The organism is Helicobacter pylori Shi112, assembly GCF_000277405.1.
Taxonomy (GTDB): Bacteria; Campylobacterota; Campylobacteria; order Campylobacterales; family Helicobacteraceae; genus Helicobacter; species Helicobacter pylori_C.
Genome location: NC_017741.1, coordinates 585,848 through 597,979 on the forward strand (window position 1 = coordinate 585,848; position 12,132 = coordinate 597,979).

At 38.1% G+C, this 12,132-nt stretch carries 19 protein-coding genes; 13 read left to right on the plus strand and 6 right to left on the minus strand.

Going from position 1 to position 12,132, the window contains the following annotated elements; translation table 11 throughout:
- Positions 1–74: 74 nt before the first annotated feature.
- From HPSH112_RS02860 to HPSH112_RS02880, 5 genes are read right to left on the minus strand one after another with little or no spacing between them, the layout of a single operon-like run.
- Positions 75–512, minus strand: a complete 438-nt coding sequence (locus HPSH112_RS02860) for a hypothetical protein (protein WP_001031795.1) — start codon at positions 510–512, stop codon at positions 75–77.
- Between the two features lie 3 nt (positions 513–515).
- Positions 516–1,283 (minus strand): flagellar motor protein MotB, encoded by a 768-nt coding sequence (gene motB, locus HPSH112_RS02865; protein ID WP_001085329.1) that lies wholly within the window; start codon positions 1,281–1,283, stop codon positions 516–518.
- 2 nt (positions 1,284–1,285) lie between these two features.
- Positions 1,286–2,059, minus strand: a complete 774-nt coding sequence (gene motA / locus HPSH112_RS02870) for a flagellar motor stator protein MotA (protein ID WP_000366185.1) — start codon at positions 2,057–2,059, stop codon at positions 1,286–1,288.
- A 15-nt stretch (positions 2,060–2,074) separates the two neighbouring features.
- On the minus strand, positions 2,075–2,842 hold the full coding sequence (locus tag HPSH112_RS02875) for a HesA/MoeB/ThiF family protein (protein ID WP_000952633.1): 768 nt from the start codon (positions 2,840–2,842) through the stop codon (positions 2,075–2,077).
- Positions 2,843–3,460 (minus strand): MBL fold metallo-hydrolase, encoded by a 618-nt coding sequence (locus tag HPSH112_RS02880; protein WP_000404704.1) that lies wholly within the window; start codon positions 3,458–3,460, stop codon positions 2,843–2,845.
- A 132-nt stretch (positions 3,461–3,592) separates the two neighbouring features.
- On the opposite strand from HPSH112_RS02880, the gene HPSH112_RS02885 reads away from it, so the two are divergent.
- The 6 genes from HPSH112_RS02885 (at position 3,593) to HPSH112_RS02910 (ending at position 7,111) form a co-directional block, all read left to right on the plus strand.
- Positions 3,593–4,600: a class I SAM-dependent methyltransferase gene (locus HPSH112_RS02885; protein ID WP_000555527.1), complete on the plus strand. Its 1,008-nt coding sequence runs from the start codon at positions 3,593–3,595 to the stop codon at positions 4,598–4,600.
- Between the two features lie 435 nt (positions 4,601–5,035).
- Positions 5,036–5,362, plus strand: coding sequence for a hypothetical protein (locus HPSH112_RS02890; RefSeq protein ID WP_000688959.1), 327 nt, complete (start codon positions 5,036–5,038; stop codon positions 5,360–5,362).
- Positions 5,341–5,943, plus strand: coding sequence for a 16S rRNA (guanine(966)-N(2))-methyltransferase RsmD (gene rsmD / locus HPSH112_RS02895; RefSeq protein WP_001132707.1), 603 nt, complete (start codon positions 5,341–5,343; stop codon positions 5,941–5,943). Before HPSH112_RS02890 ends, rsmD begins: the two co-directional genes overlap by 22 nt.
- An 8-nt stretch (positions 5,944–5,951) precedes the next feature.
- On the plus strand, positions 5,952–6,503 hold the full coding sequence (fliL, locus tag HPSH112_RS02900) for a flagellar basal body-associated protein FliL (RefSeq protein ID WP_000797017.1): 552 nt from the start codon (positions 5,952–5,954) through the stop codon (positions 6,501–6,503).
- Between the two features lie 6 nt (positions 6,504–6,509).
- On the plus strand, positions 6,510–6,866 hold the full coding sequence (gene acpS, locus HPSH112_RS02905; RefSeq protein WP_000579170.1) for a holo-ACP synthase: 357 nt from the start codon (positions 6,510–6,512) through the stop codon (positions 6,864–6,866).
- A 68-nt stretch (positions 6,867–6,934) separates the two neighbouring features.
- On the plus strand, positions 6,935–7,111 hold the full coding sequence (locus tag HPSH112_RS02910; protein WP_154079360.1) for a hypothetical protein: 177 nt from the start codon (positions 6,935–6,937) through the stop codon (positions 7,109–7,111).
- 3 nt (positions 7,112–7,114) lie between these two features.
- Here the strand turns inward: HPSH112_RS02910 and HPSH112_RS02915 are convergent, their stop codons facing one another.
- Positions 7,115–7,735 (minus strand): M48 family metallopeptidase, encoded by a 621-nt coding sequence (locus HPSH112_RS02915; protein ID WP_000883259.1) that lies wholly within the window; start codon positions 7,733–7,735, stop codon positions 7,115–7,117.
- 81 nt (positions 7,736–7,816) lie between these two features.
- Between HPSH112_RS02915 and HPSH112_RS02920 the strand changes: the two genes are divergently transcribed.
- The 7 genes from HPSH112_RS02920 to HPSH112_RS02945 all read left to right on the plus strand — a co-directional run bounded on the left by HPSH112_RS02920 (position 7,817) and on the right by HPSH112_RS02945 (position 12,125).
- A complete protein-coding gene (locus HPSH112_RS02920; RefSeq protein ID WP_001263328.1) occupies positions 7,817–8,653 on the plus strand; it encodes a glycosyltransferase family 25 protein in 837 nt (278 codons plus the stop codon).
- Between the two features lie 82 nt (positions 8,654–8,735).
- Entirely contained in the window at positions 8,736–9,770 is a 1,035-nt protein-coding gene (locus tag HPSH112_RS02925) for a bifunctional 3,4-dihydroxy-2-butanone 4-phosphate synthase/GTP cyclohydrolase II (protein WP_000601468.1), read from the plus strand.
- Positions 9,771–9,846: 76 nt separating this feature from the next.
- Complete coding sequence (locus HPSH112_RS08730) at positions 9,847–9,984, plus strand: hypothetical protein (RefSeq protein ID WP_001182133.1); 138 nt, start codon at positions 9,847–9,849, stop codon at positions 9,982–9,984.
- Entirely contained in the window at positions 9,950–10,696 is a 747-nt protein-coding gene (locus HPSH112_RS02930) for a DUF3943 domain-containing protein (RefSeq protein WP_000244671.1), read from the plus strand. Before HPSH112_RS08730 ends, HPSH112_RS02930 begins: the two co-directional genes overlap by 35 nt.
- A 117-nt stretch (positions 10,697–10,813) precedes the next feature.
- Positions 10,814–11,392 carry a GTP cyclohydrolase II gene (gene ribA, locus HPSH112_RS02935; protein ID WP_000825041.1) on the plus strand — a complete coding sequence of 193 codons (579 nt, stop codon included), beginning with the start codon at positions 10,814–10,816 and terminating at the stop codon, positions 11,390–11,392.
- A 73-nt stretch (positions 11,393–11,465) separates the two neighbouring features.
- Positions 11,466–11,687 (plus strand): MoaD/ThiS family protein, encoded by a 222-nt coding sequence (locus HPSH112_RS02940; protein WP_000230631.1) that lies wholly within the window; start codon positions 11,466–11,468, stop codon positions 11,685–11,687.
- The gene (locus tag HPSH112_RS02945; protein ID WP_000912620.1) at positions 11,688–12,125 is read left to right on the plus strand and encodes a molybdopterin synthase catalytic subunit; all 438 of its coding nucleotides are present in this window, start codon (positions 11,688–11,690) and stop codon (positions 12,123–12,125) included.
- Positions 12,126–12,132 lie beyond the last annotated feature (7 nt).

The window sequence follows — 12,132 nt, forward strand, 5'->3', positions numbered from 1 at the left end:
TTTATTATTCTATACCAAAAATTTTTATTCATGCCAACAACTATAGCGCCAAATGTTTAAAACGGGTGAAAAAATCAAAACTGGAAGGTGCGTTTGCCTAAATTGGTGCTCACTTCTATCCATAGGGGCTGGTTTTCGCATAAAATTTCATAGGCTACGCTTTGATTCCTCACTAAAGAAACGCTTTTAGGCGTGGGGTAGAGCGAGCAAGAACGCCCCTGATTGATGTCAATTTTTAAGATAACCACACTCTCCACGACAGCGCTCACCTTTAAATAATACGACTCCCTAGCCCCTTGCCATTCTAAATAGGGCGTTTCTTGGGGGACAATCTCTAAAGCCACTAAAGGGCTTTGAGCCAGTTTTAAGCGCGTTTTTTGCTCCTGCTCTTTTAGTTCTTGTTCTCTGTTAATCCCTTGATCGATCAAATCAAAAAGGTTTGAAGAAGCGTCCTTTTCTCTGGCAATAAGGCTCGCTAAAAAGAGAAAGATGAAGAGAAAAAATTTATTCATGGCTCATTCTTGGTGGGGGTTGAACTCATTATCTAAAATAGAGTGGATCTTACTCAAATCGTTCGCATCGGTTGAAAAAAAGATTTCCACACGATTGTTTTTCATCCTGTTTTCTAGGGAATCATTAGGCGCGATAGGGTTTGTGGATCCGTAAGAAGAAAAAGACAGTTGGTTAGGATTTACGCCGTATTGTATAAGGACTTTCATCACCCTATAAGCGCGATTAGCGGCTAATTCATAATGGCTTTTAAAACGGGTTTTAATTAAAGGCGTGTCGTCTGTAAAACCTCTCACATTAATATGCACCCTTTTAGGGAGTTTTTGAATGATTTTAGCGATCCGTTCAAGATAAAGCATCATGTCTTGATTGATAGTATCTGAAGTAGCGTTTTCAAACAACAAATTAGAAGGGAGCTTTAAAATAGAGCCTTGATCAATTTGCTCTAAAACACTGCCTTCGCCTTTGCGAGCGATAGTGGCTTTTGTTTCGGTATTTTGCGAAGCCGGTTTGGAGCTTTCGCTCGCCATTTGCTCTTCTTCTTTCCCTGAATCAGGGGGGATCACTACAACCGGCTGCATCGCCTCTGGCTTGGGAGCGTAATTAAAAATCTTAATAAATTCGGTTTTCAAGGCTTCCACTTTGGATTTATTGACCGCTGAAATGGCATAAAGAGCGATAAAAAGCGCAAGCAACAACGACAAAAAGTCCGCATAAGGAACCGCCCATTTTTCGCCGGCGGGGCATTCGGTGGGTTTGTTTTTCTTAGCCATCTTTAGCCCTCAAATTGAGATTTTTTAGGCTCACCGGGAGCGATGTAGTTTAAGAGTTTGTTTTCTAAATCCCTTGGATTTTCCCCGTTAGCGATGCCTAAAATCCCCTCTAAAAGAACGGTTTTTTCTTTGATAATGTCTTTAGACTTAGCCTTGAGCTTATGCCCAAAAGGGCCAAAAATCGCATAAGAACACATAATCCCTGTAACAGTAGCCGTAAAAGCCCCAGCGATCCCTGCTGCCATTTCAGCCGGGTTGTCTAGTTTTTGCAAGGCTAGCATAAGCCCCATAACCGCCCCCACTAACCCCATAGTCGGAGCGGTCTCGCCGGCCGTTTCCCAATAATGAGCAGCGCCGTGGTAATACTCTTCCATTTCTTCAATGCTGATTTCTAAGCTTTCCTTAACGGATTTGAGATCCTTGCCATCTATAATCATAGACAAACCATTACGGGTGAAATCGTCTTCAATTTGTGCCACTCGCCCCTCCAAACTCAACACCCCATCTTTTCTGGCTAAAGTGGCTAATTCCACTAAATTTTTAATGGTTTCGTTCAAATTGATTTTAGGGTTTAAAAAAACAATTTTTATCTCTTTGTAAGCGGCTTTCACATAGCGAGCATGCGTGCCTGTCATGGCAGCAAAAAGCGAAGTGGGCACGATGATGATGACTGAACTCAAATGGATAATGTGCAACGGGTTACCATCTTCTAAAATATCGCCTAGCGAAATAGAAGCGACCGCCAATACCAAGCCTAGTATGGTTGATAAATCCAAAACTTACCCCTTAATCTAAATTTCATAATCTTGTAAATGCGTGATTTTATGCGTGCCACAAACCCTACATTCAGGGTTTTTGGGTGCTTGAATTTTTTTAAAATCCATCGTTTTAATATCGGCTATAAGTAAAGTATTTATAAGTAAAGTTTCAAACCCTAAAAAATATTTAAGGCATTCGCTCGCTTGGATGCACCCTAAAACTCCGGGTAAGACCCCAAAAAGCCCTGAAATAGGATTTAATCCCTTTTTAGGGGACTTATCAAAAACGCACGCTAAGCATGCGCTATTGGGTAAAACGCTCATGCTTTGCCCCCTGTATTTTAAAACCCCGGCATGCGAATAGGGTTTTTGGGCTAACACGCAAGCGTCATTAATCAAAAATTTAGCGTTGAAATTGTCTGTAGCGTCTATGATAAAATCATAAGGCTCTATGAGAGAAAGAGCGTTATGAGCTTTAAAGCGTTCTTCAAAAGTCTCTATTTCAATACCCGCATTGAGTTGTTTTAAGCGCGCTTTAGCGCTAGAGGCTTTAGATTGGTTTAAAAAATCCTGTGAATGGATAATTTGGCGTTGCAAATTACTCATATCCACCACATCAAAATCTACAATACCGATTTTTCCTATCCCAGCAGCGCACAAATATATCAAAACCGCCGATCCAAGACCCCCAGCCCCAACGACTAAAACGCTAGATTTTAAAAGCTTCAATTGGCCTTCTTCGCCCACATCTTCTAGCATGATATGGCGCAAATAACGCTCCTTTTCTAGCCGGCTTAACAATTAAGCCATCCTTGAAACCCAAATTTTAGAATGCTCTCTTTCAGCAAAAAAACTTGTCTTATCCCCATGCCCTGGATAAATCTCTATGTCTTTAGGGAAATCTAAATTTTGAAACCTTAACAGGGACTCTTTCATGTCTTTTTCATTAGAATAAGGGAAATCATAACGGCCAATGCTGCGATAAAAAATAAAATCCCCGCTAAAAATCACCCCTTCTATTTCTATGATAGAGCAGCCGGGCGTGTGTCCGGGAAAATGCCAATATTTAATGGTGGTGTTTTCTATCTCTAAAGTGGTGCAACCCTTATTGCAAGGCACGCTGAAATTGGGGCTAAAAACCGGCATGCCCAAATGGAAAATATCATTTTCTAGCATGAACACATCGTCTTTGGGGGCGTAAATGGGGGTGTTTTTAAGGAGTTTTGACAATTGAGCGCTATCCCATACATGATCATAATGCCCATGCGTGATTAAAATCGCCTTAGGGTTTTTAGCGTTTTCTAACACCCATTCGCTACTAGAAAATCCGGGATCAATAATAAAATCTATCCCACTAGAAAGCTTCACAATATAAGCGTTTTCTTCCACCGCCCCACATTCTCGCCTTAAAATTTCCAAACTCTAAACTCCCTTCAAACTTAGCTTAAAAAGTCATTATGATTGAATATCATAGCGCAAAAATAAGGCGATTTTGACTAGAATAGCGCTTCTATTGTTGTTGGTTGAGATGAGTTTAATGAAAGGAAAATCATGCATTCGTTTGGGAATTACATGCAAGAGTGGCTTTATGGAGAAAAGGGGTATTACAAAAAAGCACTAATCGGTCAAAAAGGGGATTTTTACACTTCGGTGTCTTTGAGTAAGTTTTTTGGGGGCGCTGTTGCGTTTTATATCGTCAAGCTTTTAGAAGAAGAAAAATTATTTTTGCCTTTAAAAATTGTAGAAATTGGCGCTCATCATGGGCATTTTTTGAGCGATATAGCGAATTTTTTAAACGCTTTGAGCGTGGGCGTAATGGAAAAATGCGAGTTTGTCAGCTGCGAGCCTTTAAAGGAATTGCAAAAACTCCAACGAACCATTTTTAAACAAGCCACGCAATTGGATTTGAGTAGTTGCAGTTTAGAAGAGCTTGATTTTAAAGAAAAAAGCGCGTTTGTTGTCTCTAATGAATTGTTTGACGCATTCGCTTGCGAGATCATTAAAGATAACAAAATGCTTTTTATTGCCCATGATCATAAGGGCGTTTGGGGCACTATTGATGAACCCACTAAAGAACTTCTTAAAAATTTGGATTTAAAACAAGGGTGCGCGCCGTTATTTTTAGAGGCTTTCATTAAGGATTTGTTAGAAAAATTGGATGAGGCTTCTTCTTGGGTGTTTTTGAGCTTTGATTATGGCGATGAAATAGAGAGGAAAGACATGCATTTAAGGGCTTTTAAAAACCACCAAGCGCTGGATTTTAAGGATATTTTAAACAATCTAGCTTCTTTGTATCAAAAGAGCGATTTGACCTATGATGTCAATTTTTCTCTGGTGCGCTTTTTGTTTGAAAAACACCATGCGCAATTTTCATTCTTCAAATCGCAGGCTAACGCTTTATTGGATATGGGACTTATGGAGTTATTAGAAACATTTTCAAAGAGTGCGAGTTATGAAAGGTATTTGAAAGAAGCGGCTAAAATCAAGCCCCTAATTAGCCCTGGGGGCTTGGGGGAGCGTTTTAAAGCGTTAGAGTTTGTGAAAAAAAATAAAATGTAAAGCATTTTTACAATCTAAATAATAAAGAGTTTGCGTATTTTTAAAGGGGGGATTGGTGTCTTGGATTTTAGAATATTAAACACTAAGTATTTACTATTAAACACTACGCTTTCAAGTTTAGTTTGTGTGAAAAGTTGAGAGAGGCTAACTTGCTTTCTCAATTGAAGGTAAGAGCATCAGGACATTTTAATGAAAAAGTTTATTAAAATGCTAAGTTATAGTAAAGAAGGAAGGAATATAATACGCCTTTTGCTCTTACCTTCACCGAGCATTATACCAAAAAAAAAAAAAACGATGTTATTTGAACTTTATTTTTAACATTCTTTTTAACTTTTTTACAAAATGAGAATTTATTTATTTAGTATTGGCGCTTAAAAGAAAGAATTGCTATAATTTGAAACAATTTAAGTCTATTGATGGGATAAAAGGGGTTTTTTGAAAATTTTTCTTTCTTGCAAGTCTTTGTTGATTCAAAGGAGTTTGGAATTTTATTTGAGCGATTGCCTCTCTCCTATGGAAGTTTGCGATCTTGTTTTAAGCGATGATGGAAAGCTAGAAACCAATAAGCCCCTATGCTTTATAGAAGAGCGCTTAAGAAAGCCTTTCACTAAACAGAGCGTGAAAGAAGATATAAAAAATTTTTATCACGCTTTAAAAGAGAGCGAAAAACCTTGCGAAGAAATCCAATTTTCTAAAGAGCAAAAGATCCAGCAATTGCTAGAAGAATACACCCAAAAATTATGCCAAATCATCAGCCAGTAAAAAAATTTAAGATTATTGGGGGGGCTTGTAAGGGATTGGGCTTGAATTTGCCCAAAATTTCTAGCACGCGCCCCACGAAAGCGATCGTAAGAGAGTCGTTTTTTAACACCTTGCAAGCAGAAATTAGGGGAGCGCATTTTATAGAAGTGTTTTCAGGCAGCGCTTCTATGGGTTTAGAGGCTTTGAGTAGGGGGGCTAAAAGCGCGGTGTTTTTTGAGCAAAACAAAAGCGCTTATGCCACGCTTTTAGAAAATATTTCCCTCTTTAAAAACCGCCTGAAAAAGGAAATTGAAATTCAAACCTTTTTAGACGACGCTTTCAAGCTTTTGCCCACGCTGTGTTTAAAAAATGGCGTTTTGAATATCCTTTATTTTGATCCTCCTTTTGAAACAAGCGGGTTTTTAGGGATTTATGAAAAGTGTTTTCAAGCTTTAGAAATGTTATTGAAACGCTTTAATCCAAAAAATCTTTTAGCGGTTTTTGAGCATGAAAGCGTGCATGAAATGCCTAAAAGTCTTGTAACTTTAGCTATAATCAAACAGAAAAAATTTGGAAAAACCACTTTAACTTATTTTCAATAGGAATAGGCATGGCAGAAGAACAAGAAAATACCGCGCAACAACCTCCCAAAAAAAGCAAAGCCCTTTTATTTGTCATTATTGGAAGCGTGTTAGTGATGCTTTTATTGGTAGGGGTGATTATCATGTTGCTTATGGGGAATAAGGAAGAATCTAAAGAAAACGCTTCTAAAAACACCCAAGAAGTTCAAGCTAATCCTATGGCGAACAAAAATCAAGAGGCCAAAGAAGGCTCTAATATCCAGCAATATTTGGTGCTTGGGCCTTTGTATGCGATTGATGCGCCTTTTGCGGTGAATTTGGTTTCTCAAAATGGCAGACGCTACCTTAAGGCTTCTATCTCGTTAGAATTGAGTAATGAAAAGCTTTTAAATGAAGTCAAGGTTAAGGACACAGCGATCAAAGACACGATTATAGAAATTCTGTCGTCTAAAAGCGTGGAAGAAGTGGTTACTAACAAAGGCAAAAACAAGCTTAAAGATGAAATTAAGAGCCATTTGAATTCGTTTTTGATTGATGGCTTTATTAAAAATGTCTTTTTCACTGATTTTATCATCCAATAATTTTAAATGATTGGCATAGATATTGTTTCTATTGCTAGGATAGAAAAGTGCGTAAAACGCTTTAAAATGAAGTTTTTAGAGCGTTTCTTATCGCCAAGTGAGATTAATTTATGCAAGGATAAATCTAGCAGTATCGCCGGGTTTTTCGCGCTTAAAGAGGCTTGCTCTAAAGCCCTTCAAGTAGGCATTGGTAAGGAATTGAGCTTTTTGGATATAAAAATCTCTAAAAGCCCTAAAAACGCCCCCTTAATCACTCTTTCTAAAGAAAAAATGGATTATTTCAATATCCAAAGCTTGAGCGCAAGCATCAGCCATGACGCTGGTTTTGCGATAGCGGTTGTAATGGTTTCTTCATCAAGTTGATAAATAACGCATTCTAAAACTAACATTCTGTTTTAAAAAGCGCCCCGCTTTCATGGCAAAGCGAAGAAGTGCATAATCTCACAAGCTCTCGAACGGCTGGAATGTTTGGTAAGCATGCAGGCATTAGCATGCAGGGCAATTGGATCAACAGGCAAGATTTTAAGCAAAACAGCCCTACAAAGGCGCGAAATTACTTGCTTGATGCGGTTTATAAGATTAATGCGACCAACACTTTTAAGGTTTAATCTTTATGGCTGTAGCGGTTTAAGCAGTTGGGTATAAAAAACAACCCTTTGTTTTAAATGTTCTCTTAGAGCGCGGTAATTAGGGCAAAAGATTTCCACGCAACGCCAGAAATTTTTAGAATGGTTTTTGTGGATCGTGTGGGCGAGCTCATGGATGATGACATAATCAATCGCTTCTTTTTTGGCGCAAACCAATAATAATGCAAAACTCAAGCGGTTATGATAAGAGCAACTCCCCAAAACTTTAGCGTTGTTTCTAACGCTAAAATGGGTGTATGAAGTTTGCATTTTTTGAGCGCTTAAAGGGAGTTTCTGCTCCAAATAAGTTTTTAAGATTTTTTTAAGCTCTGTTAGGGTGTAATCGTTAGCGTTTTTCACCTCATCAAACACAAGGATTTTGTTTTGATAGGTTTCTAAGCGCGAGTGTAAAAGGGAGTATTTTTCTTGCATGGCTGAAAGGGTTTTTTGTAGCCAAGCTTTCTGTTCTTTTAAAAAAGCATGCGCTCTATTTTGAGGGCAAGAATCAGGCATTTTTAGAATCACTTCTAAAGAGGGCGTGATGTTCAAGCTTAGGGTTTTGATTTTTTTACTTTTTTGGATGGTAATAGGAATATCATCTAACATAATGCGTATTTTACTAAAATTTGCGCTAGAATGTGAGTCTGTTTGATATTGATTTTATTTGCATTAAGAATTAAGGCTAACATGCGTGTTTTTATTATTCATTTAAGCCCAAAAACCTGTCAAAATTTTTCTTTAAAAGAAACTCATATAACCCCCCTTTTAGAGAGCCTTAAACTTCAAGGGATCTCTTATGAAATTTTTGATGCGATCTATTCTAAAATCTCTCCCACTCAATTACACTCCTTGATTTTAGAGCATTTGCACCCTTCTTTTATGGTTGAAGATTTATGGGCTTTTTGCAAGAATGAAAAACACCCCCCTTGCGCGTTAAAAAATTTCTTTTACGCGCTCAAGCATTGCGGGAAGAGGATGGGGTTTGGGGAGCTTGGGTGCTATGCGAGCCATTATTCATTGTGGCAAAAATGCATAGAACTCAACGAAGCGATCTGTATTTTAGAAGATGATATTATTGTGAAAGAGTATTTTAAAGAGAGCCTGGAGTTTTGTTACCAACACATCAACGAGTTAGGCTATATCCGTTTGATGCATTTAGAAGAAAATGTGGCCAAACAAAAAACTCTTATTAAAGGGGTTTCTCAAATCTTAAATTTTAAAGATGGCATTGGCACTCAAGGGTATGTTTTAGCCCCAAAAGCCGCGCAAAAATTGTTGAAATACAGCACGAAAGAATGGGTGATGCCTATAGATTGCGTGATGGATAGGCATTATTGGCATGGGGTCAAAAACTATGTGTTAGAAGAATTTGCGATTGCTTGCGATGGAATGAACACTCAAAACTCCAACACAGAAAAACAAAGGCCTAAAAAATTACCTTTAAGCATTAGGATTGGCCGTTCTTTACATAAAAGCGCGCTTAAACAATGGAATGTTTTGAGATCATTTTTTCCCCATCAATGATCAAGTAATAATCGTTATTAAACATGCTATATTTGTTGTTTTTATAACACTTAATATTATTGAATAAAACGAGGGAGTTAGAATGATCTTAAAACGAGTTACTGAAGCTTTAGAAGCGTATAAAAATGGCGAAATGCTTATTGTTATGGATGATGAAGACAGAGAAAATGAGGGGGATTTGGTTTTAGCTGGGATTTTTTCCACCCCTGAGAAAATCAATTTCATGGCCACGCATGCTAGGGGGTTGATTTGCGTGTCTTTGACCAAAGATTTAGCGAATAAATTTGAATTACCCCCTATGGTTAGCGTGAATGATTCTAACCATGAGACCGCTTTCACGGTTTCCATTGACGCTAAAGAAGCCAAAACCGGGATTTCTGCTTTTGAAAGGCATTTAACGATTGAATTATTGTGTAAAGACACCACCAAGCCTAGCGATTTTGTGCGCCCGGGGCATATTTTCCCTTTAATCGCCAAAGATGGAGGCGTGTTAGCGCGCACGGGCCATACTGAAGCGAGCGTGGATTTATGCAAATTGGCTGGATTAAAGCCTGTGAGCGTGATTTGTGAAATCATGAAAGAAGACGGCTCTATGGCGAGAAGGGGGGATAAATTTTTGAGCGATTTTGCCCTAAAGCACAATCTCAAAACTCTCTATGTTTCTGATTTGATTAGCTATCGTTTAGAAAATGAAAGTTTGCTGAAAATGTTTTGCCAAGAAGAAAGGGAATTTTTAAAACACCAAACGCAATGCTACACTTTTTTAGACCACCAGCAAAAAAACCATTACGCTTTTAAGTTTAAGGGCGCAAAAACCAATGATTTAGCCCCTTTAGTGCGTTTCCACCCTATCAAAGAGGATTTTGATTTTTTAACGACTGGCGCGTTTGAAGTGTTTTTTAAGGCTTTAGAATATTTAAAGCGCGAAGGGGGTTATTTGATCTTTATGAACACGCATTCTAAAGAAAACAATATCGTTAAAGATTTTGGGATTGGGGCGTTAGTGTTAAAGAATTTGGGGATAAAGGATTTCAGGCTTTTAAGCTCTTCTGAAGATAGGCAGTATAAGGCTTTGAGCGGGTTTGGGCTTAAGCTTGTAGAAACGATTAGCCTTTGAGGCTTGTTGAGTCTTATTGAATGTGTTGTAATGTTTTTAAGGTATAATAAACTCTTTTTAAGTCAAGCAATAAAGTTTGCAACCTGATGAAAGTAATAATAGAGTTTATGCTGATTTCATTAAAAACATTCCTAAAAATATTATTGAAAATATTCCTAAAAACATTCCAAAAGATTTGGATGGTTTTGGTTATTATTTGGGGGTTAGGCTGTAGTTTTTTAAACGCTAACAGCGTTCAATTAGAAGAAACGCTCAGACGAAATCCTAAAAATTTTATTTGGCAACACTTTAAAAAGAGGTTTAAAAAGAGCAACACGATCCCTTATGCCCCAAATAGCCGTTGGAAATATTTAGGCACGAGTGTTGGGATTTTAGGCGTGTCTTTGGTGATAGGGATTGTGGGGTTGTATCTCATGCCAGAGAGCGTAACGAATTGGGATAGAGAAAAATTTGGGATCAAGAGTTGGTTTGAAAATGTCCGCATGGGGCCAAAACTGGACAATGATAGTTTTATTTTCAATGAAATTTTGCACCCTTATTTTGGGGCTATGTATTATATGCAACCGCGCATGGCTGGGTTTGGTTGGATGGCATCAGCGTTTTTTTCTTTTATCACTTCTACGCTTTTTTGGGAATATGGCTTGGAAGCGTTTGTGGAAGTGCCTAGCTGGCAGGATCTAGTGATCACGCCCTTATTAGGCTCCATTTTAGGGGAAGGGTTTTATCAGCTCACGCGCTATATCCAACGCAACGAAGGCAAGCTTTTTGGCTCTTTATTTTTAGGGCGTTTGGTTATCGCTCTTATGGATCCTATCGGTTTTGTGATTAGGGATTTAGGGCTTGGGGAAGCTTTAGGGATTCATAATAAACATGAAATCCATTCTAGCTTAAGCCCCAATGGTTTGAATTTGACTTACAAATTTTAAAGGAGTAGCCCGCATCAAGCGATTTTAAAAACATTTTTATCGGCACAAATTATAAAGAGTTTTGATAGAATACCTTTTTTTAAAGATGCGTTTTTAAAACTAATTTTAGGAGTATCCTTGAAACGATTAGAAGTTTCTAACCAAGCCAAATTACCCACTCAATTTGGGGAGTTTTGTATCCAGTGTTTTAGAGAAAAGGGTTCTAATGGCTCTAAAGATCATTTAGTGGTTTTCACCCCTAATTTTTCTCAAAACCCCTTAGTGCGTTTGCATTCAGAATGCTTGACCGGCGACGCTCTAGGCTCTCAAAAATGCGATTGCGGGGGGGCGTTGCAAATGGCGTTAGAAAGGATTTCTAAAGAAGGGGGGCTAGTGATTTATTTGCGCCAAGAAGGGCGTGGGATAGGGCTATTTAATAAAGTCAATGCCTACGCTTTGCAAGATAAGGGCTATGATACCATTCAAGCCAATGAAATGATAGGGTTTAAAGACGATGAAAGGGATTATAGTATTGCGGGTGAAATTTTAGAATATTACGGCATTAAAAAAATGCGCTTACTCACAAACAACCCTAAAAAAATCGCCGCTTTAGAAAAATACGCTGAGGTAACAAGAGAGAGCTTGATCGTGTGCGCTAATGAGCACAATCAAGGGTATTTGGAAGTCAAAAAGCTCAAAATGGGGCATTTATTGTGAAAACCATGAGCGCTTTAAAGAGGTTTTAAAATATTAAAATCATGCTTTTAAAGATTTAATATAAGGGTAAATGATGGTAGAAGTGCGATTTTTTGGACCCATAAAAGAAGAAAGTTTTTTCACCAAAGCGAGTGATTTAAAGGAATTAAGAGCGATTTTACAAGAAAAAGAGGGCTTAAAAGAGTGGTTGGGCGTTTGCGCGATAGCCCTTAATGATCGTTTAATAGACAATTTAAACACGCCTTTAAAAGAGGGCGATGTGGTAAGTTTGTTGCCACCGGTTTGTGGGGGCTAGGTGTTAAAAATCATTCAAGGGGCATTAGATACTGACAAGCTTTTAAAAGCCTACCAAGAGGAAGCTTGCGCGAAAAACTTTGGAGCGTTTTGCGTGTTTGTTGGGATTGTGAGAGGAGAGGATAATATTCAAGGCTTGAGTTTTGATATTTATGAAGCGCTATTAAAGACTTGGTTTGAAAAATGGCACCATAAAGCCAAAGATTTGGGCGTGGTGTTAAAAATGGCGCATAGCTTGGGCGATGTTTTGATAGGACAAAGCTCATTTTTATGCGTTTTAATGGGAAAGAATAGAAAAAATGCCTTAGAACTATACCAAGATTTTATTGAAGATTTTAAGCATAACGCCCCTATTTGGAAATACGATTTAATCCACAATAAACGCATCTACGCTAAAGAAAGAAGCCACCTTTTAAAAGGGAGTGGGCTTTTAGCTTAAAAAGGAG